Origin of the sequence: Ignatzschineria ureiclastica (assembly GCF_003121845.1) — a bacterium.
GTDB classification, from domain to species: Bacteria; Pseudomonadota; Gammaproteobacteria; order Cardiobacteriales; family Wohlfahrtiimonadaceae; genus Ignatzschineria; species Ignatzschineria ureiclastica.
On sequence record NZ_QEWQ01000001.1, the window covers coordinates 157,568 to 182,752 of the forward strand.

Consider the following 25,185-nt stretch of genomic DNA (forward strand, 5'->3'; position numbering starts at 1 on the left):
CTAAAATTACTCTTTATCTTCAGCTTCTTCTTCAGCTGCAGCTTCTTCAGTTGCTTCACCCTCTTCTGCATCTGTCTCTTCAGTTGCAACACGAGGTTCAACGATTGCAACAACAGGTTGATCGTTCATTTCATCTTCATTCATGATGTTCACGAATTCAACACCTGGAATAGCAGGAATGTCAGAGATCATGATGTGTTCACCGATATCAAGATCAGCAATATCCACTTGGATTGCATGTGGAAGATCTTTTGGTAAACATGATACTGCAAGTGTTGCTTCATGAAGAAGAACGATACCGCCGTGAACAACACCTTTCGCTTTCTCGTCATTGATTAATTCAACAGGAATATCAACTACGATAGCTTCGTTTGCACGAACGCGGAAGAAGTCTAAATGGGTAATGATTGGCTTGTATGGGTGACGTTGAACATCACGTAAAATTACAGCTTCATCTTTACCATCTACTTTCAATGTTAAAATTGATGTGTAGATATCTGCATGACGGAAGTTTTTTAATACCGCATTGTGATTTAACACTAAGCTTACTGCATCTTTATCTGCACCGTAAACGATTGCAGGAATATTACCTTCGCGACGTAGGCGGCGGCTCGCACCTTTACCCATATCTGAACGAACGGTAGCTTCAAAAATAAAATCTGACATTGGTAACTCCAATAATATATTGTTTAAAATGCGTTACAACCGCGACCAGTTGTAACAGTCAAGCTCGTGATTATACGGCGATTACACTTCATTTGCAATGCTTATCGCTTTTAACCGCAAATTAAGACGTAACTCTTTTCCTCGTTTCCCTCGCTCATCAATCAGTAATGCCCACTCTTCCGGCATTAACTTGAAGCGACGCTTACCATATTCAACCTCTAGCGTATCCTCTTTTGAGATCACCAAAATGCCTACAAGAGAATCCTGTTTTGCTTTAAATTGCGCACCTGGAATCGCGATCAATTGATTACCTTTCCCTTTTGCTAAGACAGGTAACTCTGATAATGGCACCACCAAAAAACGACCTTGCTCACTTACTACAATCGCCCATTGATCGGCAATACTCTCAATTTTACGGGGTGGCAAAAGGGTTGCACCGCCAAGATTAACCGTTACTTTTCCGGCTTTCTGCCGCGTTATAAATTCACTATATTGTGCAATAAAACCATAACCATTTGAAGCAGCTAACAGATAGTGACTATCCTCTTTATCTAAAATGATATGCTCAATTTTGGCATCATCGGCAAGATTAATTCTTGTAGTAATGGGCTCCCCAGCGGTTCTTGCCGTCGGTAATGTATGTGCCGGTGTACTGAACGTTCTTCCGGTACTATCAAAGAGGACTAATTGCTGATTATTACGACCGATGCAAGAGGTAAGATAACCATCGCCCGTTTTGTAATTGAGCGCTTCAGGATCGATATCAAGACTCTTTGCGGCACGCACCCAACCCATTTTAGAGATCACCACCATTACTGGTTCATTCGATACTAATGCCGATTCATCAATCGCTTCAGCGGCTTCTCGCTCCACTACTTTGGACCGGCGATCATCTCCATACTTTTCAGAATCTTCCATCACTTCTCGCTTGATCAGATCATTGATCATCTCAGGGCTTGCAAGATGTGCCAGGATATCATTGAGTTTCGCTCGAAGATCAGATTCTTCTCCTTTGAGCTTCATCTCTTCAAGTTTAGCAAGTTGACGTAATTTAGTTTCTAAAATGTAATCTGCTTGCATCTCGCTTAAATTAAAGCGCGCCATCAATTCTGCTTTTGGCTCATCTTCAAAGCGAATAATTCGAATCACTTCATCAAGATTTAAAAAGGCAATTAGCAAACCTTCTAAGAGATGTAATCGTTTTTCGATCTTATTTTTGTGGAATGTCAAACGCTTAATAACCGTATCTCTACGGAACTCAATCCATTCCAAAAGAATCTGGTTGAGAGATTTCACTTTCGGTTTCAGATCAAGGCCGATCATATTCAGATTCACGCGGAATGATTTTTCAAGCTCGGTCGTAGCAAAGAGATGATTCATGACCATCTCCACATCAACACGATTCGATTTTGGCATCAAGACGATCCGCACCGGCTCATTATGATCAGACTCATCCCGAATATCTTCGATCATTGGCAATTTCTTAGCCTGCATCTGCGCGGCAATATCTTGCTGAATCTTTTCCCCTGAAACTTGATACGGTAATTCATAGATCACAATCGCATCATTCTCGCGGCGATAACGTGCACGCACTTTGACAGAACCACGCCCCTTCTCATAAATAGAGAGTAGCTCCGCTTTAGGCGTAATAATCTCACCGCCTGTAGGATAATCGGGTGCTGGAATAATCTTCGTTAATTGGGCAAGGGATAATGTGGGTTCATCAATGAGTGCACAGACACCTTGTGCGACTTCCCGCAGATTATGAGGGGGAATATCGGTTGCCATCCCTACCGCGATCCCTGTTCCTCCATTTAAGAGGATATTCGGCAAACGTGCTGGTAATAGCTTGGGCTCTTCAAGTGAACCATCGAAATTAGGGATCCATTCAACCGTTCCCTCCCCTAATTCTCGTAATAATGTTTCAGCATATTTAGAGAGTTTTGATTCAGTATAACGCATCGCCGCAAAGGATTTCGGGTTATCTAACGAACCAAAGTTTCCTTGTCCATCCACTAAAGGATAACGATATGAGAAAGGCTGCGCCATTAAGACCATCGCTTCATAACAAGCAATATCGCCATGAGGATGATATTTCCCGAGCACATCTCCGACCGTACGCGCCGATTTTTTGGGCTTAGAGCTGGCATTTAAACCGAGCTCACTCATTGCATAGACAATCCGACGCTGTACTGGCTTCAAGCCATCACCGATATAGGGCAATGCTCGATCCATAATCACATACATAGAATAGTTTAGATAAGCCTCTTCGGCAAATTCAGCCATTGGCCGTACTTCAAAATTGTTATTCGATAACTGACTCATATCTCTCTCATCAATAATCTTTAAAAATACGCAAATAATGCGTGCTCAGTTGCGTAGATATTGTCAAATTGCATCATAAGCAATAAGCTACAAGCTATAAAACAAAAACCCATCTAAATAACTGATTATATAGATGGGTATCTATGATGTGCAATTTTATGCGCGCGCAATAAAAAATGCCTAAAAGATGAATTGTGGCTGATCTTCAAATCCTACTAAACGCTCTAAGTCTCGTTCTAACACTCGCTCTGTGCGGACTTCATTCGCAACTTTAGTAAAAATAGTCACACCCATCGCATTTTCAGGCCCTACTACTGCTAAAATACGCCCCTTTTCATTCAATAGAGCATAGTATTCTTCTGGCATTTCTGGCATAGAACCTGTAAAAATAATCGCATCAAAAGTGCCTAGTTTATTATAGAGCGCTTTGATATCGCCTGTTTGATACTCAATATTGGTAAAACCTAATTCGCGAGTAATGCTTTCAGCAGTGGTGTTAAAGCGTTCAACCAAATCTACGGCAACCACTTCCTTGCCTAAACGTGAAGCACAAGCTGCTAGAAAACCGCTACCGGAGCCCACAATTAATACACGTTCATGATCTTGAATCGCAATCTCTTGCAAAAAACGCCCTTCAAACACAGGGGACAACATCAGATGATTTTCATCAAGCGGAATACGTGCCTCAGAAAATGCAACGGCTTCATACTCTTTCGGTACAAATTGATTACGGGAAACCGTATCAAAAACATCTAATACTCGCTGATTCAAAATGTTCCAAGGTCTTAACATCTGTTGAATCATATTGGTTCGAGCTTGTTGGATTTTCAGTTCGTTATCTAACATTTTTCCACCTTTTCACAGCCTTTTAAAGCAATTGGGTACAATATCTAAATTGGAATGATTGTAACATAATACCACTATTCAAAAATGGGTTGAAATTATTAAACAAGAACTCTTGCAAGGAAATTACAGAAAAACTACACTAACAGAGCACCACTCTCTTATTCTTCAATTTCTAAGGAATAGATACATGTTTACAAACATCTCTTTAAAAGCCTTTGACCCTGCACTTTTTGAAGCTGTGGAGTTAGAAAATCGTCGGCAACAAGATCATATTGAACTCATTGCCTCTGAAAACTACTGCTCCCCTTTAGTAATGCAATTACAAGGTTCACAATTAACCAATAAATACGCAGAGGGGTATCCTAATAAGCGTTATTATGGGGGTTGTGAATATGTTGATATCGCCGAATCTTTAGCAATCGAAAGAGCCAAAGAATTATTTGGTGCAGATTATGCCAATGTGCAACCACATTCAGGCTCTCAAGCCAATGGCGCAGTCTATCTTGCACTCTTAAATCCTGGCGATACTGTCCTCGGAATGAGCCTTGATCACGGTGGCCATTTAACACACGGCGCAAAAGTCAACTTCTCTGGTCGTACTTATAACGCCGTACATTATGGTGTCGATAGTAATGGTTTAATTGATTATGATGAAGTAGAACGTTTAGCGCTCGAACATAAGCCTAAAATGATTGTCGCAGGTTTCTCTGCTTACTCAAAAACTCTCGATTTCCCACGCTTTAGAGAGATTGCCGATAAAGTCGGTGCTTACCTCTTTACCGATATCGCCCACGTTGCAGGTTTAGTAGCCGCAGGTCTTTATCCTAATCCTATCGATTATGCGGATGTTGTGACAACTACCACGCATAAAACTTTACGGGGTCCACGTGGCGGTTTAATCCTCACTAAAAATCGCCCTGAGCTTGAGAAAAAACTCAATTCTGCGATCTTCCCTGGTATCCAAGGTGGCCCATTAATGCACGTCATTGCGGCGAAAGCGGTCTCTTTCTTAGAAGCGCTTCAACCTGAGTTCAAAGAGTATCAACAGCAAGTGATCACTAATGCCAAAACAATGGCCCGTGTGTTCCAATCTCGTGGCTACAAGATCGTGTCAAATGGTACAGATAACCACTTAATGCTCGTAGATTTAATCGATCGTGGTTTAACTGGTAAACAAGCTGATGAAGCATTAGGTCGTGCAAATATCACTGTGAATAAAAACTCAGTGCCGAATGACCCCCAATCCCCATTTGTGACTTCGGGTATTCGTATTGGTACACCGGCAATTACAACACGCGGCTTCAAAGAAGCACAATGTGATCTACTCACCAATTGGATCTGTGATGTGCTCGATAATATCGAGGATGATTCTGTCATTGAGCGTGTCGCTAAAAATGTTGTATCACTTTGTGAAAAATTCCCGGTCTATCCTAATTCTGTCATCTAATAGAGCACTATCAAGGATTACTGTAAAGAATCATTATAAATAAGAGAGTTTGAGAGATCTTAAAACCTCAATTTACAACTTAGACAAAATTTTACACAATAAAGTAACGAGTTAAAAAACCCGCATAACTATCTATATTTATGCGGGTTTTCTTATCTCAATAGATACTAAAAATAGTATACAAAAAAACAATAGGCTATTTTTAAGGAACGAGCTTTCCTTTAACATTAGGTAAAATAAGCGAAACAAAATATAATCGTGATCGATCATTCTTTTCGCCTTATCGACACTCAAGCCTTGTGCTATATCAATCGATGATACAATAGGCATAAGCCTCATAGAGAAACCTATATATACTCTATATCACAATGTATCACTACATATAAATATAGCTATATATAAGCTTAAAGCTCCATAAGGATATGATCAGATCACACTCTATTCGCTTTGATCCCTATTCACTTTCTTTTAATGGATTTCTAATACTAATACGCGTTATGGCTCAACAATCTCATCCATTTGTGCATTTTCTAGGTTTTGTCGGCCGCTCTATTATCGCAATTAGTGTACTATTTGTGATCCTCATCTCTATCGGCAATGCTGTTATCTATATTCAGAGTCAATACCTACATCCCGCGCAAGATGCCGATACCATCTTAATTTTAGGTACGGGCGTTGAGGGCTCTCCCACGATGCCTAATCAACGGTTAAAATCCCGTTTAGATGCGGCGCTCGATTATTGGCGCGCACATCCTAACGCTCAAATTATCTCAACCGGCGGACAGAATCAGCAGACGAATAAGAGTGAAGCTAAGGTAATGCAAGAATATCTTATGGCTAATGGGGTTCCTGAAGCGAAAATTACCCTCGAGGAAGATTCTACCCGCATTGCCCATCAATTTATTAATTCGAGCGCCTTACAACCTTTTGGTAAAAAAGTCGTTGTCGTGACGAATGATTATCAGCTTCCAAGAGCAATGATGCTTGCGAAACGTTCAGGATTAGACAATATCTCCGGCATTGGCGCACCGACACCACAAGATTGGAACTCTCGCTTTCGCGCTTATATTCGTGAACCCTTAGCACTGATTAATGCGTGGTTTTTTGAAAACCCCGTACCAAGAAGAAGCCGCTCCTAATTCAGTGATCTGATTAGAAACGGCGCTGTTATTGAGGTATCGATCTTTCACAGAGACTTTTACTCAATAAACCTCACTTCACAATCCTCGCTTTACAACGTAAGCCTTTCAACGGACGGGCTTCAATCTGTTTAACGGCTACAGAAGCGAGTTCTTTTGCGATAGCAACATAAGATTGAAAGGTAAAACGGGTAATCTGACCGATATCTGCTCCGGCAATGCGTTGATTTGCCGTTAATGCCCCGACAATATCGCCGGCACTCACTTTCGCTTTCTTCCCTTCATTAATCTCTATCGTCACCATCGGGGCTACAAGCGGTTCAATAGTCGATGACAAATCATCACTCGACATTACAGGAATAGATCGTTCTAAATATTTTTCAATCTCAGTGACTCTAAACCCTTTGCCGGCAAGACTCAACATAAAGGCTAAACCACTTTTCCCTGCCCTTCCGGTACGACCAATACGATGAATATAGACTTCAGGATCGAAAGGAATATCGTAGTTAATTACCATCGCCAAATCATCTATATCTAAGCCTCGTGCTGCTACATCCGTTGCCACTAACACTCGGCGACTCTGATTGGTAAACTGTAGTAATACCCGATCCCGCTCACGCTGATCGAGATCACCGTGCAGAGCAATCGCCGAAATATCTTGTTCAATCAGGTATTCCACCAACTCAATCGTCGTTGCAATGGTATTACAGAAAACGACTGTAGATTGCGGTTGATATTGAGATAAAAGACGCGCAGTAACATTCATCTTATCGCGCCCATCGGTTAATTCAATCACCTTCTCCTCAATATCAGGCTTCTCTTCCGTTGTCACCGCTATAGTCACACGCTTAGGATGATGTTGAATACGTTGACTCATTCGCTCAATATCATCCGGAAAGGTGGCCGAAAAGAGCAGTGTCTGCCGTTGAGCGGGGGTATAGCGGATAATCTCTTGCATATCCTCCATAAAGCCCATATCGAGCATTCGATCAGCTTCATCAAGTACCAAGACTTTCACTGCCGAAAGATCAAGCGTCCGGCGCTCAAGATGATCTAATAATCGCCCCGGCGTTCCCACCACAATGTGCGGTGCGTGTTGCCCCATTGAATGAATTTGCTGGCGAATCGGTGTACCGCCACAGATAGCCGAAATCTTTAAGTTCGGTAGATAACGCCCTAACCGGCGAAGTTCTTGACTTACCTGATCTGCTAATTCTCGTGTCGGACAGATCACAAGGGATTGTGTCTCTAATCGTTCCACATTGATTTTAGCTAATAAACCAATACCAAAAGCCGCCGTTTTACCGCTCCCGGTCTGTGCTTGTGCGATCAGATCTTTACCCTGTAAGACGATCGGTAATGCGGCCGCTTGAACCGGTGTCATTGCATCATAGTGTAATGATGCTAAATTTTGTAATTGCGCTTTTGAGATCGGTAGTTGGCTAAAAGCCATAGATGAAGCTGACTGTGACAAAGTAAATCCTTCCTAAAATAAAACACCACAAAAAAAGTGGTAACTTCCATTAGTATACCACTCTTCTATCTAGATCCTGATGAACGATTGCAAGGAATCTAAGTTGTCAATACTTAGTCGATACCTAGTCGATATTTCAGAAAGTATCTTATAGTAATATCGGTTCAAAATAAGCTTATTAAAATGCCGGCTTATCGGTTGTAAAAAGAGAGGTCACTATTCTATCCGGCATCTTGTAAGTGTTATTGAGTACGGTTTATGTTCTTTTAAAATCCCGCAATAGCTGTTTAAAAACCACTTTTCTTAAACCAAGTTTACTATGCTATACAACAATCTTAAGGCCGGTTTTCCCAAGCTTGCGGTAAAATAAAACCATCATAGAGTGGATTATTCTTAATATAAGCTTCAAATTCAGGGGATTCATAGGCTGCTTTCACTGCTTTAGCCCAAGGTTTATCTTGATCTTCGCTACGAATAGAGACCATCACAACGTGCTGTATCGGTGTTTTTTCGACAACCAAGGCATCATTCATTTTAAGGCCGGCATTGGCCACATAATTCCCATTAATCACCGCAAAATCCACATCCTCTAATACGCGAAGCCCTTGTGCCGGATCGATTTCAATCACTTTAATACCATTCCGCGATTCGATATCTCGCACACTAAAGCGGGACACATCCTCATTATGCACTGTAACCCAACCTACCGATTCTAAAATACGGGCAGCACGCTCGGCATTCACCGGGTCATTAGGAATCGCAACGGTCATCCCCGGACGTACATCCGCTAATGATTGATGTTTCACCGAGCGAAGTGTTTGTGGGGCGCTTGCCGTATCTGCAAGTTTCACCATCTCCATATTCAGCTCCCGATTCATCTCTTCCATATAAGCAATACTCTGATGACCGGCGAGGTTGATCGCCCCCTCTTTCAAAGCAGGATTGATCTGTAAATTTTGCGATAGTACTTTAACCTCAACTTCAAACCCTTCTCGCTCAAGAATCGGGCGAATACCCTCTTCAAATTGCACCACATACGTTGAGGGACCAAAGCCGGCAATGACCTTTTTATCATTCTCCTCTTTTGCCCCACAGGCGACTAATAGCCCTGATAGCGCAACAATCGATAAAGTCTTCACTGATAATAATGAATACCAAGATTGCCCTTTTTGACGTTCCCCCCTATTCTCGCACGACCCACGTTTTTCCCTTTTCACGCCTGTGATACCCGCAACTTTCGTGATCTTTGCTATTTTCCTAATCATCATTCTCTCTCCATTCCCTCGATTTTAGAGCGTTTCATTTTTAGAATATTGTACTTTTAAAGCGTTAATACCGATTTTGCCAATTGGGTATACACCATATCTTCCATCGGCGGATTATGTAGTCCTGCTCGCACATCTCGATAAGCTCGAGAGAGCGGATGTTTTTGCGATAAGCTGCGCGCACCCACGATTCTCATTGCCAAATCAACCACCGAAAGTGCTTGATTCACAATAGCGACTTTCACTGCGCCTAATTCATCGCCCATTTCGAGGCGCTCTGCTTCCGAGGCTTGATCCCATTTACGGGCAACGCCGAAGAGTAGATATTCCATCTCTAATAGTTTGACGCGAATCTGACCAATTTTCTGCTGAACAGTGGGGAATTGCCCAACAGTACCGCCTTTCATTGCATTCGATGAGTAACTATTGGCAAAATTTACGGCTTCCTCAAAAGCACCTTTTGAAATTCCAAAATAGACCGCCGGAATATGCAATAACCAACCTTGTGGCACTTTTTTCCCCGGCGTTAAATATTGTGCAAGATCTTCAGGACGCAGTTTTACCTTATCTAATAGAAGATCGTGACTGCCAGTTGCACTCATTGCAATAGAATCCCAAGTCTCTTCGATAGAGACACCAGGAAGATCTCGTTTTACTAGAAAGCTTCCGACCTGCTCTGAACCCTCAATACCGGCACTCACCGCAATATAATCGAGTACCGGTGAGAGTGTCGTAAACGTTTTACGGCCAGTTAACACCCAACCATCAGCCACTTTTACAGCGGTTGTTTCAGGACGGCCACCTCGTGTAGGGCTTCCGGTTGCCGGTTCTGAAGCAGCATTATTAATCAAAGCGCCTTTTGCAATCACATCGGCGGCAAATTCCCGATAGAGTGCGTTATCCCACGCATCTGTTTCCCCTAAGTTCTTGCTAATGCCCATATGCCACCCAATCGCCAATCCTGTAGAACCATCATTTTTGGCAATTTCAGCTTGTAAGCGTAGCATCTCTTCTAAAGAGATACCCGCACCACCTAGCGCTTTAGGGATCGTTAATGCCGGAAAATTAACCGCCCGTAAATCCGCATAATTCTCCATAGGGAAAGTACCGGCAATATCGTGTTGATAAGCGCGCTCTTTAAACTTTGCGGCTAACGCTTGAATAGTGGCAAGGCGGGTTTCTGGGCTCTCTTTGACTAGATCGATCACAAAAGACATACATTTCTCCAAGGTAAAAAAGCTACTACACGCTAAAAAGCGCATATTAAATAGCGGTAAAAGGGTAGGAAGAAAAGGTAAAGAAGAGAGGAAAATTAATGTTGTCCGCGACTAAACGCCTTACGAAGTAAAATCCATTTCGCTACGGTTTCCTATACTTCCTTATATAGGTTAGTCACCATTAATTTTCCCCAAATATAAATGGGGAATCACGATATTGCCGATACTCGATTGATGCCAAATCTCAAAATTAAGTGCAAGATCAATATCGTGATAGATTCAATTATTATTTCTGTTTAGATTGTTTCTATTTAGTGATAGCGTTTCGCGAGGAAATTCCCTAATGATTGAATCGCTTGAACAATCACGATTAAGAGTACGACTGTATAGAACATCGCCACGCTATCGAATCTCTGATAACCGTAATTAAGCGCTAAATCCCCGATACCGCCACCGCCGACAGCACCCGCCATCGCCGTTGCTCCGACTAAACCAATCGTTGCCGTTGTAAAGTTGAGAATGAGTGAACCTCGCGCTTCCGGCAATAAGAATTTCCAAATCAATTGGAAAGTAGATGCGCCCATTGAATCCGCAGCTTCCACAATCCCGTGATCAACTTCTAAGAGAGAACTCTCTACTAAGCGACCGATAAACGGGGAAATATAGATAATCAGTGGCACAATCGCCGCTGCAGTTCCGATTGAAGTACCTACGACCATTCGAGTAAAAGGAATAATCGCCACCATTAGAATAATAAAGGGTAATGAACGAACGATATTCACAACTGTATTGAGAACTTTATAAAATACCGGCGAAGCGTGGATGCCACTCGGTCGTGTTAAAACCAAAGTAATCCCAATAATCGAACCTAGTATCGTTCCGATTACAAGGGAAACGCCTACCATCACAAAGGTTTCCCAACCGGCTTGTAAAAATTGTTCTAATGTTACCTGTGTTTTAAATGTTTCTGTATACCATTGCCACATAATCTATGCATCCTTTCTCAAACAGTCAAAATTTAACGCTTTTTCCGTTACATTAATACAATGTTTTGTCCCTTCTGGTGTCACTCGTACACCGTGAGAACGAAGAAATGCAATTGCTTTCGTCACTTTATCAGGCTCCCCTTTCATCTGTACGAAAGTACTGCCTAAAATCTGCCCATCAATTTCGATCATATTGGCAAAGAGGATATTAATCACCACTTCCCCTTGCAAAATAAGCGCATTGATCACCGGCTCTTGCGCTGAGCGTTCTAAGAACTCAAAGCGGTAGATATCTGTTAATGTGGGATCATCGAGTTTCGCAAGCACACGCTCCGGGATAGAATCTCCAATGACTGTACGCACAAAGCTCTTCGTCGTTGGATGTTGTGGATTCCCAAAAACTTCCACTGTCGGGCCGGTTTCAATCACTTGCCCTTGCTCCATCACCGCCACTTTATTGCAGAGATATTCCACCACTTCCATCTGATGTGTCACCATCATAATAGTAATTCCCTGCTCTTCATTGATCTTTTTCAGAAGATCTAAGATCGAGATCGTGGTTTGTGGATCAAGCGCCGATGTTGCTTCGTCACAAAGTAGAATCTGTGGGCTATTAGCCAATGCGCGGGCAATCCCTATCCGCTGTTTCTGTCCACCAGATAACTCTCGGGGATAGGAATCTTTTTTATCGGGTAATTCTACAAATTGTAGCAACTCATCGACTCGTTTATTGATCGCTGATTTTGAAAGCTCTCCGCTTAACACTAGAGGCATTGCAATATTCTCTGCCACTGTTTTGGTTTCTAGCAAATTAAAGTGCTGGAAAATCATACCGATATTGCGTTTTGCCATACGAAGCTCTTTCTTGCTATAGGTTGCGAGATCTTGCCCATTGACAATCACGCGCCCGCTCGTAGGGCTTTCAATATCATTGACTAAGCGAATCAAGGTACTTTTACCGGCGCCACTATAGCCGATGACACCAAAAATATCGCCCTCAGCAATCTGTAGCGATACATCTTTAAGCGCTTCTGTTTCTACGCCATTACGCAGATAGGTTTTATAAATATGTTCAAACTGAATCACGGGATTACTCCATCTATTCCATTACTTCACTGTTACTCACTATACAAAAATTATCATTTGACGCTTTACTATCTCACATTTTATGGAATTCTGCCCTGCACATATTTAATACGCTATCTCGTTGATGATTCATCACTATTTTTCCCTACAATACTGTTCACTTAGATTACTTCCCTAATCTCAATCAATCATCTATTCAAATGTTGATCAGTTTATGACTACTAATAAAACATACTTAACATATAAAAACAATATACTTTTAAAATTTTTTCAATGAAAAAGAGAAATCATCTCCCAGCGATGTAATTACTCTTCTTAGTTGTTTCAAATAAACGGCCAACAAAAAAGCTCTAAAACCATCTTTAGAGCTTCTATTATTAATGATGAGGATATCAACTATCGCCGGTAGGCTTTGAGTACCGCCGGAATTTGATTGATTCGATCGAGTAATCGACTCAACTGATCAACGTGTTTAATCTCCAGCGTGAAACTAATGGAACGGGTATCATCGCTCTCTTGCTTCATATCCATATTGGTAATCTTCAGATGTTCTGCTGATACCAATTGGCTGATCTCTTGCAGTAAGTCCACATTTGCATAAGCGGTAACGTGAATATCAGCTTCTACCAAACGCTCATCACTTGTTCCCCAGTCCACATCAATGCCTCGTTCTGGATTCTGCTCAAGCATATTTTGATAGTTAACACAATTAAGCCGATGAATCGTCACGCCCCGATTGATCGTGATATAACCCCCAATGAGATCCGGCGGTGCAGGTTTACAGCAAGTCGCAATGGTTGTTAATAATTTCCCCATTCCTTTCACTTGAATACCGCTCGGCGCTTTTTTACTCTGAGGACGCACCATCAATTCAGGGTCAAAGTTATTTTTAGGCTTCTCTCCCGGTAAACGAGCAATCAGTTGCGCCATTGTAATATCGCCGGCCCCCACTTGCGCATAGAGATCATTAACGCCGGTACAATGAAGTTTTCCGGCAAGGCGTTTAAGCTCCTCTTCTGAAAGCCGAATATTCAGACGAGAGAATTCTTTCTCTACCATCTGCTTACCGGCTTGTAGATTGCTCTCCATCTCTTGCGCTCTAAACCACGCCCGAATCTTAGAGCGAGTACGGCTAGAACCTGTATAGCCTAGATGAGGCGACATCCAATCTCGACTAGGGTTCGGCACTTTTCCGGTTAAAATCTCCACCACATCTCGATTTTGCAGAACATAAGTGAGCGGTACAATCGCACCATTGACTTTCGCGCCTCGACAACGATTCCCTAAACCTGTGTGAATTTTATAGGCAAAATCAAGCGGTGTAGAGCCGGCAATAAGTTCAATCGGCTCACCCGCCGGTGTCATTACATAGACATTTTCATTGAAGATCGACTCTTCTGTAATGAGCTCTTCGCCCTCTTCTAGCACGCGATTAAGATGATCCCGTAACCAATTTAAGTCCGCTTGATCAATAGAAGTACCGCGACCCTCTTTATATTTCCAATGGGCAGCAACCCCCATCTCTGCATCTTGGTGCATTTTATGAGTTCGAATTTGCACCTCTAAAGTTCGATCCTCCGGCGCTAGTACAACGGTATGCAGTGACTGATAACCGTTGGGCTTAGGATTCGCAATATAATCATCAAATTCTCGCGGAATCGGCACCCACAATTCGTGAATCATTCCTAAAACGGCATAGCAATCCGCCGTACTCTCCACTAAAATCCGCACTGCACGAATATCATAGAGCTGTTCAAAGGCGAGATTTTTCTGACGCATTTTACGGGCGATACTATAGATATGTTTTACCCTGCCTGTGACTTGCGCTTCAATCTTATGATCTTGAAGCAATGCTTCTAATCGACCAATCACACTTTGAATATACGCTTCTCGAACACTACGCTTGCCATCTAGCTTAGAAGCAATTTCTCGATACAATTCTGGCTCTAAGAAACGAAAAGCATAATCCTCAAGCTCCCATTTGATCCCGGATAACCCTAAACGGTTCGCAATCGGTGCAAAAATGGTATTGGTATTTTGTGCAATCGCCCGCTGCTTCTCTTCTTGAGAATCCCGAGCATTACGCATAATAATCACTTGATAAGCAAGCATTACCACAATCACGCGCACATCTTCCGCAAAGGCTAAGAACATTTTACGCAAGGTTTCTGGAGATTTTTCGTGCGAGATCGTACCGGAGGTTAATTGATTCACGACCGCTAAATATTGGATAAATTTGCGAGTTGATTCAGGCTGCGCCTCAACGGGTGCGCCGACAATAAAGAGAATAGTCGCCACTTGAGGCAAGGCTTCAATATCTAATTTCTCTAGATAGTAAGCTGTTTCAAGGGCAATCTTAAAGAGTGGATGATCCTGAAACGCCATACACGCTTCAAAATACTCCGGCTTCCAAGAAGATTTTTTGCTCTCTAGCCACTCAAGAAGAGCGGTCAATGTAATTGATTTTGACACCTCTACTTCTCCATATTACTGATCATTTTACCCATCGAAAAATAGTAAGCAATTAGCCCATCTAACGCAATCACTCATTTTCTAAAGTGCAATTATTAAATTGATATCCCTATATATTTTACTCAATAACACGTGACAAGTCGCGTCTACCAGTCGCTACCGAACCACTTTAGCTGCTATGTTAGACTCTAATATTACACTATTATCCTCTTACAGTTGCTAGCAATTTATTAAAAATCTTATTACTTAGATTAGTAGTTTTAGGAATGATCTTTGAAAAGAGCTATTTATTGTAGCTATTTTGTAGTATTAATCAATGAATCCGGTCAAGAGCTTATCAATTATATTTGTCTAAATAGTATTCAATTAGTGTTTAATCGATGACGCCAATAATCTATTCCTATTGTATTCTGAAACTGAAAGAGTATAAGTCCTCTGAAGTATCCCCTTGTTCAATCGCCCGATATTAAGAAGTGATTGAATTAAATCAAATAATATTATATTTTATATGTGAAATTTTATTTTTTATGTTTTATATATTTTATATTTAATAAAAAAATAAATAATAAACAGTAAATACAGAAATCTGAGTGATAAAATATCAATAGCCGTTACAATATCAGATAGCTTTAACTTGTTTCGCTATTATTTTATCTCTCCCTATCGATTTAATAATTACAAAGGAACCTTACAATGTTTAAACTTGTGATTCATATTAGCGACAAAAATCTATGGCAAAATGCGATTAATAATGCCCATAATACAATCAAAGCCTTACACGGCTCTTTTGATATTCGCGTGATTGCCAATGGTAATGCAGTACAAGGTTATTTAGATCCTGAAATCCGTCAAAAAATTACCGACATTAGTCACCCGAACTTACAATTTATTGCCTGTAACAACTCACTTGTTGGGCAAAATATCACGAAAGAAGCGCTCAATCCCGCCGATGCTAAAGTCACCAATATCCATATTGTGCCAGTTGCGATTATTGCCATCGTAGAAGCACAACACGAGGGCTTCGGTTATATCAAACCATAATAATAGAAAGTATCAAGGTATCATTGATGATCTCTCTCGCTATAATAGAGAGAAAACAAGAGAGCAGGAAGTTCCTCGCTCTCTGTTCTATTGTTACAATATCACTACAAAATCGCAATGATTTCCATAGAGTTGACGGATTATGGGATATTTTAATTAGTTGATTCTGATGCAACCTCAAGAATAACAATGCAACTTTCCGGTATTTTATCGCTCTCACTGTATTCGATCTTGCGATTCATTAAAGCGGCACGCTGTTGCATCTCACTCAGCGTTGTGGCATCCACTACTCCATTGAGAGAGTCGAGATTTTCCCAAGGGATATGGCGAAAACGTATATTGAAGCCGGCGATGCTGACCCCGTAAATACGCGCATAATCTTGATGAAATTGTGGAATCGGATTTTGCCCGACCACCTCTTCAATCAGAGAGTATAACTGCCCTTGCGTCATTGATGTTGTTGCTGATTTTGATGTCGTGGATTCTGGTATCGTGGATTCTGGTATCGTAGATTCTTCTGAGCTTGAATTCTCTTTGATGACAGCCGTTTTTGCATCACAACTCCATAACAAAGGCCACTTTTGCGGCGGATCGACAGCAAAGGTACTCGTGGCGCTCATAATGGCATCCGCAAAGGGAATATATGGCTTAATGCAATAGATCGGCGTACCATCAATCAGATCAAGCCCTGATACTGTCAATGTCATCGCTTGATAATCTACTGATTCCAATTTAACAGCCGACAACCCTAAGCCATTCGGACGAAAAGAACTTCTTGTGGCAAATACCCCCATCCGCTCATTGCCCCCTAACCGCTGTGGCCTCACTTTTGCTTTGCCATTCCACTGATTTTGATGAAAACCAAATGTGAGCCAAAGATGAGAATAGTGCTCTATCCCTTCAATATAGTGAGGATGATTATACGGCGGTAAAAATCGAATGATGCCCTCTGCAGAGGGGGCAATTCCCGCTTGTCTGGGTACCCCAAATTTCTCCGGAAAACAGCTCTCTACAAGCGCAATAGCTTCAATCTCCCGGCGATAATGAGGATTCTCACGCAATGAATCTTCCATCTTATGCATTCGCTAAACCATAATCCGCTAATAAGGCTAAGAATGTGGCTTCATCGACAATAGTTACGCCCAATTTCTCCGCTTGAGTGAGCTTGCTCCCGGCCTTTTCACCGGCAAGTAGTTTAGTCGTAGATTTTGACACACTGCCGGTGACTTTCGCCCCAAGACTTAAGAGTTTCTCTTTTGCCTCATTACGATCATAATGACTTAACGTCCCGGTAATCACCCACGTTTCACCTAAGAGCGGTAATTCGCTACGACCATTCTCTGTTTCTTGGATCGGTGCAGGATATTGAATCTCAATACCGGCATTTAATAGCGCCTGCACCAATTCCCGATGATGTGGCAGCGCAAAAAATTCGACAATACGCTTAGCAACCACAGGTCCAATATCAGCTAACTGCATCAATGTGATCTCATCTGTGGCCATTAGCTCAGATAATGAGGGAAAGTGTTGTGCTAAGGTTCGAGCAGTTGCTTCCCCCACTTCTCGAATACCAAGCGCATAGATAAAGCGGGCAAAAGGGGGATTTTTACTCCCTTCGATACTCTCGAGCATCTTTTCAGCCGAACGCTCCCCCATTCGAGGAAGTTCCAATAATCGCTCTTTACGCAGATGATAGAGATCTGCGATTGAATCGATCACTTTCTCTTTGAGTAAAATCTCAAGCCATTTCCCCCCGACACCATCAATATCCATTGCCCCGCGAGAAACAAAGTGTTTTAATCCCTCTAACTTCTGCGCATCACAGGTTAGCCCACCACTGCAGCGGGCAATCGCTTCCCCTTCTAACCGAATAATCGGCGAGCCACATATTGGGCATTCTGTGGGGAAGATAATCTCTCTTACACACTCAGGATTACGATCTTCAATCACAACGCGTGTCACTTTAGGAATCACATCGCCGGCACGATGAATCATCACTTCATCATTAATCATTACCCCTAAACGGGCGATCTCATCTTGATTATGAAGCGTGGCATTCGATACTACAACACCGCCCACTTCCACCGGCTCTAAACGTGCCACCGGCGTAATCGCTCCAGTTCGTCCCACTTGAAAATCCACATCTAACAATCGCGTTCTCGCTTCCATTGCCGGAAATTTTACAGCAATCGCAAAACGGGGGGAACGAGAGACAAATCCCAAGCGTTCTTGTAGTTGTAATGAATCGACTTTAATCACCACGCCATCAATTTCAAAGGGTAGCGAATCCCGCTCTGCTTCAATTTTTTGATAATAAGCAACAAGATCTTGGAAATGATCGATTTTCTCATTGAGCTGAGAAATAGGAATCCCTAATGTATGAACATATTCTAACCAAGCAGAATGTTGTTCAATGGGTGCCACAGATTCAGGAACCTCTTCAAATAATCCAATCCCATAACAGTAGAAACTCAATTCGCGACTTGCTGTAATTTTTGAGTCAAGTTGACGTAGCGACCCTGCGGCAGCATTACGCGGATTAGCAAAGGGTTTTAAGCCTCTTTTCAGCTGTTGAGTATTGATCTTTTCAAAGACAGATTTACGCATAAAGACTTCGCCGCGAATTTCAAGCCTTGCCGGAAAAGGTGCTGTTAATTGATGTGGCAGTGCTCGAATAGTACGAATATTCTCGGTAATATCTTCCCCTACAACGCCATCTCCGCGGGTAGCCGCTTGCACTAAACGACCATTTTCATACAAAATACTCACCGCTAAACCATCTAATTTAGGCTCCGCATAGTAATCAACTTGCGTAATATTCCCCAACCGCTCTAACACTCGTTGATGAAAGCTTAACAAATCCTCAGCATTAAACGCATTATCGAGAGAGAGCATCGGTTTTTCGTGACGAACTTCTGTAAAGCCCGTTAAAATTTTTCCGCCCACTTTTTCTGTTGGGCTGTTGGGATCTTTATATTGCGGATACTCCGCTTCAAGCTTCTTCAATTCTTGAAAAAGCGCATCAAATTCGTGATCTGGAATAAGTGTCTCATCAAGCACGTGATAGTTATAATTGAGCCGATTAATCGTTTCTACTAAAGTATCCATCTGCTCTTTGATTGCTTCACTCATACGTTTTACTCCATCTTTCATTACAATGCTTATCATACCGACACTTTTTTGCTATCAAGCTTGATCAAAACACCACAAAAAAAGTGCTATCAAATAATAGCACTTTTTCTTACGCTTCTCTTTGCTTCTTCTTGGCTTTTATGACTTTTTACACATCAATCAACAATCAATCTATAAACCGAAGAATAGCAATAAAATGTTAATCCATTAACTCTTACGCGCCTCATAGGCCTCATAAGCACGCTCCCACTCTTCACTATCAATCTTGTTGATTTTATGAAAGAGCGCAATGAGATCATCATTACTCATTGGGCGTTGCTGTGCATCTAAGATCGTTCCCCCCAATGTTGAATGGAAATGGTGAATGCCCGCTAATAACTGTTCAATGGTACTGATATCGGGATCAGGCCCTGGGATTTTTGAGAAGAAGATCAAGCCCGGCGTTGTATCATCTAGATGATGACGCACTAAATTCTCATCAAAGGTACCATCGCCTAATAGATGAGCAATGCTATACATCGGCTCATCACCATAATGCGTCGTTGTTAAAAGCTGAATAAATCCACCATTTTCTACTCGAAGATCTAATTCGTGCGCGACAGAGAGCACCTCTTTAAAAGTAAAAGGTTGTTCAGGCGCGGCACTTAAAATCAATGCCACCGTATCCACTGAAGCGGGACGCATTAAATTACCATCATCACTAAAGACTTCGATTTCAGGCCGTTTATTACGGAAGAAACCGCCAATCTTTTGCCAAAAACCTTTCTCTTCTTGCTCATTGTCATCGAGTAAAATATCCTCGATTGTCTCTTCATCAAGTGCATTATCAGCCGTTAAAGTCGGTTCTTTGATGCTACTGTCTGTGGTTCTAGGCTCTGTCATAGTGGACGTTGCTATCGTTGGTTCCGCAGTTTTAGAGGGTCTTTTGAGAAGATCTGCCGAATTCAATTTTTTCGGCGGTTCATTATCATTTTTGATTGATCGTTCTTCCGTCACTTTCTCTTCTTTAGGATAATAGGCAAGATCCTCGTGCTGAATTTCGCCTAATCCAGAAAATGTTGATTGATCTACCGCCTCTTTCTGCTGATCCGCATTGCCCGATTGAACGTTTGCCTCAGCACCGTCAGCAAACATACTATTAAGATCAGGTTCAACCTTATCAGCAACTTCTTCTTGAGTGTTATTTCGGCGCTCTAGACGCATCCAGAGAATGACGCCCACGATCAAAAAAAGTATGATTAATATATATAGCATCGTCATAATAATTCTGTATTCCTATACACCTATCTGTAATAGTCAACAATAAAGGGTAATCGATCAGGATCAATCAATAGCGGCAAAATCTACCTAATATCTATAAATAGGCAGATTATCTTCCTAATATTACCCTATTTTTCATTTTTTTACCGCTTACGATCATTTTATTTCTCTATTTTCAATGGAACCCACCACCGTTTTCGTCACGCGATCATAGAGTGAACGCCGATAGAGAGGATCACGAAGCGCAATAAACATCGTCATTGCAAAGAGAAAAATACCAATCACAGGAATATAAGAGAGCACTTGTAATCCCAAAAAGAAAAATATTGTTCTTAACACCACTGTATTCCAACGAAGTACCGAACCCGTTACTAAGCTATAAATACGAATACGAAAGAGTTTCTTTCCAAGCGTTGCGCCATAAAAACGCTCTTGCAATACAAAGTAAGCTAAATAAGTAATCACATACCAAGGTGCAAGCGACATCACAATCTGATTCAATGCATCGATCATATCCGGATTATTGAGCATCGTTTCTAATGAACCATTGCTCTCATTCAAAAGCCCTAAATAGCGTTCAAAAATATTGCCATCCACAAGACCAAGCATAATAAGCAGATTTAAAACAACAATCTGAAACACAAAGGATAGAATCACAAAATCGATAATAAATGCGCCTAAACGCTTTAAGAGGCTCGCCGGACGAAAATCTTTTAATTCTTGAGGAATAAGGGCAAGATTCAGCTGCGATAATGTCTGCTGTAGCTTTTCTAACGTCATCTCTCCCGATTGATTATGCTTGAGCATCTCTTCTAACTCGCGGCGTGCTTTCTCATTAGGATCTATATTTTCATCCTGATTGTGAGAATTTGCTGAAGCTTCTTGAGTGGTTGATTGTTCTGATGATTGTTCCGGCGATTGTTTTGATATCGATGTCGCTGTATCAGATCTCGCTTGATCATTCGCAGAAGCGTTAACGCTTGTCGCTCTATTTTCAGCATTGAGCGAGGCATCTTCTACAGGAGAAACGTCAGCATCTGAAAGCGATTCAATGTGAACTACCATCCCTTGCTGCCGGAAATAACCTTCTAGTTGCAAGGCTTCTTGATAAGTAGCCTCTTCTCGTAGATTCACGCCGCCCGGCACGAACCAACGAGCGATATTATCCGGTGCTTGATTGTAAGCTTTCGCAACGGCAAGAATCACACTCTCTTTGCTATAACCTGGTAATAATTCGCCCTTAAAACGGACGCGATATACTCTCTCTTCTCTTTGATTCTGCATTATTTTCTATCCATCTTTTTGCTGATGATATTTGATCAATTGTGCATTACAACTAATCTTGTTAATCTCTCTATATATTTTTCTCGTCTATTTATTCTATTCTGTTTTTTCTATTCTGTTTGATACTTCTGAATACCAAAACACACCATCTAAGCGTCATTGCCCCAACGAGTCATTAATTGATGCTCAATCGCTAGCTGATCCAAAATCCGCGCCACCATAAAATCAATCATATCTTCTACGGTTTGAGGCTTATGATAAAACCCAGGATTCGCCGGAATAATCTGCACGCCTAATTGACTTAACTTTAACATATTTTCTAAATGAATTTGATTGAATGGCGTTTCTCGTACCACCAATAACAATGGCCGGCGCTCTTTAATCATCACATCGGCGCTGCGCTCCATAAGATTATTAGATTGCCCAGTCGCTACCGCCGCTAACATTCCCATTGAGCAAGGACAGATCACCATCGCCCCTGAGCAGTTAGAGCCTGATGCCATCGGCGCACACCAATCTTTCTCGCTATAAACAGTCAATAACTCTGAATCTGTTAACGAAAACATCTCCATCAGACGACGCTTTTGCGCCTTCACTTGACTACCTAGATGAATATCCATCTCAAGTGCAAGCACCATTAACGCTGCTTGAGTCAACAGCACATTCACAGGAAAACCTTGCTGTGTTAAAACCTCTATCAATCGTAAGCCATATTGAGCACCCGATGCCCCTGACAATGCGACCGTAATACGATCTCGCTCCCGATAGGGTGCTGTGGGTATCGCTCTGATATTTATACTAGCCATATCATTTCCTTATTTTTACACTATTGCATTATTATTCTATTGCATTAGCTATCTATCGAATCCTATAAAAAAGCGCCCTATGAAACAATCCATAGAACGCTTCTGCTGATTCTAGTATTAATCAATGAATACTACTTAACGCTCATATTCCGACTTAACATAATCTATTTAAACAGTACTTATGATAAGTATGGCCTGTTATCAATTAAGCATCTAAGGGTTTCTCTTCTTCCGGCGCGCAGAGATCGAAATCGATATCTGGTTCACTAAAGAGATAACGCTTACCACAGAATTCACAATCTACATAAACCGTACCATCCTGCTCATCCAGTAACTCGTGTAATTCTGTTGCACCTAAATGATAGAGCATTGAGAGTGATCGTTCTTTAGAACAGTTACACTCAAAGTGAAAGCTCTCGGGCTCAAATACGCGCGCTCTTAACGTTTCATCAGTCTCATAAAGACGATATAGTAATTCATTTGTCGAAAGCGTTAATAGCTCTTCCGGCGTTGCGGTTTCGGCTAATAAAATTGCCCGATTAAAGAGATCTTCATCGTGAATTTCCCCCGGTAAACGTTGAATCAATAAGCCGGCAACAGCTTGATCGGATGTGGCTAAGAATAACCGAGTCGGTAACTGCTCCGAACTTTCGAAATAATGCTCAATCACTTTAGCAATCGAACCTTCTGAGAGCGAAATAATCCCTTGATAAGGTTGTTTAAAATGATTCGCATCAATCGTAATCACCACATGGCCTTCACCACAGAGATCTTTAAGTCCTTCTAACCCTGTGACATCCCCATCTATTTTCGCAGTTGCTCGTAATCCATGAAGATGATTGACCTGAACAACTAATAAACTCACAGGACCATTACCTTGAATTTGAACCGTTAAGCGGCCCTCGATCTTGATCGTTGCCCCTAAAAGTGCCGTTGTGGCGATGAGTTCCCCTAATAATTTAGCCACATTTTCAGGGTAATTACGGCGCAGCAAGTGCTCACGCCAAGTATGCTCTAAAAGCACACGCTCGCCACGAATCGGTAGCTGATCGAAAATAAATCGATCTAAATGATCTACCGTTTTATCTTTACTATTAATCATGAGGTTCCTCTCCTATTTCATCTGTGTCTGCTTCAATACGTTTTACATTCACCATTAAGATGCGTTTATCATCCACATCCACAACTGTAAAACGGAAGCCTTCGATATCTAAGGAATCCCCTTTTTCCGGCAGACTATCAAACATATCTACCATCATGCCACCGAGCGAACTATAATCCCCATCTTCATCCACTAGTCCGCGAATATTCAGAGTATGTTCCACGAGTAACAGATCGCATCCTGCATCGATATTCCATTCATCATCCGAGACCTTCTCTACCGAAAGTCTCTCATCTTCATCGGGGAATTCGCCGGCAATTGCCTCAAAGACATCTAGTAATGTAATCACCCCTTGAACACCGCCAAAGTCATCGGTTACCACCACTAAATGTGCTTTACTATCACGGAAGATATCCATCATTTTCAATACGCTTGTAGAGCGATGAGAGAATATAACAGGTTTGACACTCTTCTCTTGAATCGCCCCAAACGCGATGAGATCCATAACGATATCTTTTGAACGGGCAACACCTTTGACATTATCGAGGGTTCCATCACATATCGGAAATTGATTATGGGGATTCTGCTCCATGCTTTCAAGCAGCTTCTCTTTAGAATCTTGAATGTTGATCCAAGAGATATCATTCCTCGGCGTCATAATTGAACGAATAGTGCGCTCTCCAAGTGTTAAGACACCACTAACCATATTGCGTTCATCTTCCCCAAAGAGCACAGGTTGCTCCTCTTTCTTATCTTCCCCTTCCTCATCATCAGAAGGTTCATCGGGTTGATTACCGAGCATTCTTAATACCATATTCGCGGTGCGTTCTCTTCGCGAGTATTGATTATAAACAGTTTGCTGTTTCCGCGAGATCAGCTGATTAATAATCTCAATAAAGATTGAGAAACCTATCGCTGCGTAGATATAGCCTTTTGGAATTTCAAAGCCAAAGCCTTCGACAACTAGCGTTAAACCGATCATCAAAAGAAAACTTAAACAGAGCACAACGACAGTGGGATGACGGTGAACGAAGATCGTCAGCGCCCGCGCTGCGAACATCATCATTCCCATAGAGAGTGTCACCGCAAGAATCATCACCCATAAATGTTTTGCAATACTCGTTGCAGTAATGACTGCATCAAATGAGAAGACCGCATCAAGTACGATAATTTGTGCGACAATCGGCCAAAATTTCGCATAAGATTTTGATTTACTGGTAAGCTCTACTTCCCCCTCAATCCGTTCATGGAGTTCTCTTGTTGCTTTTTGAATCAAGAAAAATCCACCAAGAATCATTATAATGTCTCGGAAGGAGAATGGATGCCCAAATATAGGATCGGTAAAGAGCGGTTCTTTGAGTGTAATAAGCCATGACATTAACGATAGCAGACCAATCCGCATAATAAGTGCTAAGGACAAACCGACGACCCGAGCTCTATTTCGTTGATGAGGTGGAAGTTTATTGGCTAAAATAGCGATGAAGATAAGGTTATCAATCCCCAAAACCACTTCAAGCAGTAAAAGTATAACAAGTGATACCCAAACTGATGGATCCATTAAAGATCCCAAAAATACTTCCATGATTCTCCTTCTAAGAATGTATGGTATATGAAGTAAAATAGAATGACCCATTTTA

General features: G+C 41.7%; 19 protein-coding genes. 3 read left to right on the forward strand and 16 right to left on the reverse strand.

Translation table 11 applies throughout. From position 1 onward, the window contains the following. Positions 1 to 6 precede the first annotated feature (6 nt). From DC083_RS00595 to DC083_RS00605, 3 genes are all read right to left on the reverse strand, one after another. A complete protein-coding gene (locus DC083_RS00595; protein ID WP_109188359.1) occupies positions 7 to 666 on the reverse strand; it encodes a 50S ribosomal protein L25/general stress protein Ctc in 660 nt (219 codons plus the stop codon). An 81-nt stretch (positions 667 to 747) separates the two neighbouring features. Beyond that, positions 748 to 2,991, reverse strand: a complete 2,244-nt coding sequence (parC, locus tag DC083_RS00600; protein WP_109188360.1) for a DNA topoisomerase IV subunit A — start codon at positions 2,989 to 2,991, stop codon at positions 748 to 750. Positions 2,992 to 3,171: 180 nt separating this feature from the next. Next, positions 3,172 to 3,837: a protein-L-isoaspartate O-methyltransferase family protein gene (locus DC083_RS00605; RefSeq protein WP_109188361.1), complete on the reverse strand. Its 666-nt coding sequence runs from the start codon at positions 3,835 to 3,837 to the stop codon at positions 3,172 to 3,174. Between the two features lie 187 nt (positions 3,838 to 4,024). Here DC083_RS00605 and glyA point away from each other — a divergent pair, with 187 nt between their 5' ends. Both glyA and DC083_RS00615 read left to right on the forward strand, forming a co-directional pair. Then, positions 4,025 to 5,284 carry a serine hydroxymethyltransferase gene (glyA, locus tag DC083_RS00610; protein WP_109188362.1) on the forward strand — a complete coding sequence of 420 codons (1,260 nt, stop codon included), beginning with the start codon at positions 4,025 to 4,027 and terminating at the stop codon, positions 5,282 to 5,284. A 497-nt stretch (positions 5,285 to 5,781) separates the two neighbouring features. After that, the gene (locus DC083_RS00615) at positions 5,782 to 6,423 is read left to right on the forward strand and encodes a YdcF family protein (RefSeq protein ID WP_157954854.1); all 642 of its coding nucleotides are present in this window, start codon (positions 5,782 to 5,784) and stop codon (positions 6,421 to 6,423) included. A gap of 73 nt (positions 6,424 to 6,496) precedes the next feature. Here DC083_RS00615 and dbpA read toward each other — a convergent pair whose 3' ends face one another. From dbpA to DC083_RS00645, 6 genes are all read right to left on the reverse strand, one after another. Beyond that, positions 6,497 to 7,876, reverse strand: a complete 1,380-nt coding sequence (dbpA, locus tag DC083_RS00620) for an ATP-dependent RNA helicase DbpA (RefSeq protein WP_109188364.1) — start codon at positions 7,874 to 7,876, stop codon at positions 6,497 to 6,499. Positions 7,877 to 8,232: 356 nt separating this feature from the next. Beyond that, entirely contained in the window at positions 8,233 to 9,165 is a 933-nt protein-coding gene (locus DC083_RS00625; RefSeq protein WP_229822021.1) for a MetQ/NlpA family ABC transporter substrate-binding protein, read from the reverse strand. 53 nt (positions 9,166 to 9,218) lie between these two features. Further along, entirely contained in the window at positions 9,219 to 10,379 is a 1,161-nt protein-coding gene (locus DC083_RS00630; protein ID WP_109188365.1) for an acyl-CoA dehydrogenase family protein, read from the reverse strand. A 311-nt stretch (positions 10,380 to 10,690) separates the two neighbouring features. Then, a complete protein-coding gene (locus tag DC083_RS00635) occupies positions 10,691 to 11,365 on the reverse strand; it encodes a methionine ABC transporter permease (protein ID WP_109188366.1) in 675 nt (224 codons plus the stop codon). Between the two features lie 3 nt (positions 11,366 to 11,368). Continuing rightward, positions 11,369 to 12,451 (reverse strand): methionine ABC transporter ATP-binding protein, encoded by a 1,083-nt coding sequence (locus DC083_RS00640; RefSeq protein WP_109188367.1) that lies wholly within the window; start codon positions 12,449 to 12,451, stop codon positions 11,369 to 11,371. A 396-nt stretch (positions 12,452 to 12,847) separates the two neighbouring features. Then, on the reverse strand, positions 12,848 to 14,923 hold the full coding sequence (locus tag DC083_RS00645) for a bifunctional (p)ppGpp synthetase/guanosine-3',5'-bis(diphosphate) 3'-pyrophosphohydrolase (protein WP_109188368.1): 2,076 nt from the start codon (positions 14,921 to 14,923) through the stop codon (positions 12,848 to 12,850). A gap of 693 nt (positions 14,924 to 15,616) precedes the next feature. Between DC083_RS00645 and DC083_RS00650 the strand changes: the two genes are divergently transcribed. Beyond that, on the forward strand, positions 15,617 to 15,964 hold the full coding sequence (locus DC083_RS00650; protein WP_109188369.1) for a DsrE family protein: 348 nt from the start codon (positions 15,617 to 15,619) through the stop codon (positions 15,962 to 15,964). A 152-nt stretch (positions 15,965 to 16,116) separates the two neighbouring features. Here the strand turns inward: DC083_RS00650 and tsaA are convergent, their stop codons facing one another. The 7 genes from tsaA to DC083_RS00685 form a co-directional block, all read right to left on the reverse strand. Next, positions 16,117 to 17,037 carry a tRNA (N6-threonylcarbamoyladenosine(37)-N6)-methyltransferase TrmO gene (gene tsaA, locus DC083_RS00655; protein ID WP_109188732.1) on the reverse strand — a complete coding sequence of 307 codons (921 nt, stop codon included), beginning with the start codon at positions 17,035 to 17,037 and terminating at the stop codon, positions 16,117 to 16,119. A 1-nt stretch (position 17,038) separates the two neighbouring features. After that, positions 17,039 to 19,096 carry an NAD-dependent DNA ligase LigA gene (gene ligA, locus DC083_RS00660; protein WP_109188370.1) on the reverse strand — a complete coding sequence of 686 codons (2,058 nt, stop codon included), beginning with the start codon at positions 19,094 to 19,096 and terminating at the stop codon, positions 17,039 to 17,041. Positions 19,097 to 19,303: 207 nt separating this feature from the next. Continuing rightward, positions 19,304 to 20,356: a cell division protein ZipA C-terminal FtsZ-binding domain-containing protein gene (locus DC083_RS00665; RefSeq protein WP_109188371.1), complete on the reverse strand. Its 1,053-nt coding sequence runs from the start codon at positions 20,354 to 20,356 to the stop codon at positions 19,304 to 19,306. A 156-nt stretch (positions 20,357 to 20,512) separates the two neighbouring features. Beyond that, the gene (locus DC083_RS00670; protein ID WP_109188372.1) at positions 20,513 to 21,640 is read right to left on the reverse strand and encodes an RDD family protein; all 1,128 of its coding nucleotides are present in this window, start codon (positions 21,638 to 21,640) and stop codon (positions 20,513 to 20,515) included. A 149-nt stretch (positions 21,641 to 21,789) separates the two neighbouring features. After that, entirely contained in the window at positions 21,790 to 22,446 is a 657-nt protein-coding gene (locus DC083_RS00675) for a UbiX family flavin prenyltransferase (protein WP_109188373.1), read from the reverse strand. Positions 22,447 to 22,651: 205 nt separating this feature from the next. Further along, positions 22,652 to 23,548 (reverse strand): Hsp33 family molecular chaperone HslO, encoded by an 897-nt coding sequence (hslO, locus tag DC083_RS00680; RefSeq protein WP_026878540.1) that lies wholly within the window; start codon positions 23,546 to 23,548, stop codon positions 22,652 to 22,654. After that, positions 23,541 to 25,118: a TerC family protein gene (locus tag DC083_RS00685; protein WP_189364527.1), complete on the reverse strand. Its 1,578-nt coding sequence runs from the start codon at positions 25,116 to 25,118 to the stop codon at positions 23,541 to 23,543. Before DC083_RS00685 ends, hslO begins: the two co-directional genes overlap by 8 nt. Between the last annotated feature and the right edge of the window lie 67 nt (positions 25,119 to 25,185).

Excerpts from the sequence above, each read along its gene's own strand:
- ligA (WP_109188370.1), bottom strand. The coding sequence starts at position 19,096 with ATGAGTGAAGCAATCAAAGAGCAGATGGATACTTTAGTAGAAACGATT.
- DC083_RS00675 (WP_109188373.1), bottom strand. The coding sequence starts at position 22,446 with ATGGCTAGTATAAATATCAGAGCGATACCCACAGCACCCTATCGGGAG.
- DC083_RS00650 (WP_109188369.1), top strand. The coding sequence starts at position 15,617 with ATGTTTAAACTTGTGATTCATATTAGCGACAAAAATCTATGGCAAAAT.
- DC083_RS00595 (WP_109188359.1), bottom strand. The coding sequence starts at position 666 with ATGTCAGATTTTATTTTTGAAGCTACCGTTCGTTCAGATATGGGTAAA.
- DC083_RS00605 (WP_109188361.1), bottom strand. The coding sequence starts at position 3,837 with ATGTTAGATAACGAACTGAAAATCCAACAAGCTCGAACCAATATGATT.
- DC083_RS00670 (WP_109188372.1), bottom strand. The coding sequence starts at position 21,640 with ATGCAGAATCAAAGAGAAGAGAGAGTATATCGCGTCCGTTTTAAGGGC.
- DC083_RS00635 (WP_109188366.1), bottom strand. The coding sequence starts at position 11,365 with ATGTGGCAATGGTATACAGAAACATTTAAAACACAGGTAACATTAGAA.
- DC083_RS00665 (WP_109188371.1), bottom strand. The coding sequence starts at position 20,356 with ATGACGATGCTATATATATTAATCATACTTTTTTTGATCGTGGGCGTC.
- dbpA (WP_109188364.1), bottom strand. The coding sequence starts at position 7,876 with ATGGCTTTTAGCCAACTACCGATCTCAAAAGCGCAATTACAAAATTTA.
- parC (WP_109188360.1), bottom strand. The coding sequence starts at position 2,991 with ATGAGTCAGTTATCGAATAACAATTTTGAAGTACGGCCAATGGCTGAA.
- DC083_RS00630 (WP_109188365.1), bottom strand. The coding sequence starts at position 10,379 with ATGTCTTTTGTGATCGATCTAGTCAAAGAGAGCCCAGAAACCCGCCTT.
- hslO (WP_026878540.1), bottom strand. The coding sequence starts at position 23,548 with ATGATTAATAGTAAAGATAAAACGGTAGATCATTTAGATCGATTTATT.
- tsaA (WP_109188732.1), bottom strand. The coding sequence starts at position 17,037 with ATGGAAGATTCATTGCGTGAGAATCCTCATTATCGCCGGGAGATTGAA.
- DC083_RS00615 (WP_157954854.1), top strand. The coding sequence starts at position 5,782 with ATGGCTCAACAATCTCATCCATTTGTGCATTTTCTAGGTTTTGTCGGC.
- glyA (WP_109188362.1), top strand. The coding sequence starts at position 4,025 with ATGTTTACAAACATCTCTTTAAAAGCCTTTGACCCTGCACTTTTTGAA.
- DC083_RS00625 (WP_229822021.1), bottom strand. The coding sequence starts at position 9,165 with ATGATGATTAGGAAAATAGCAAAGATCACGAAAGTTGCGGGTATCACA.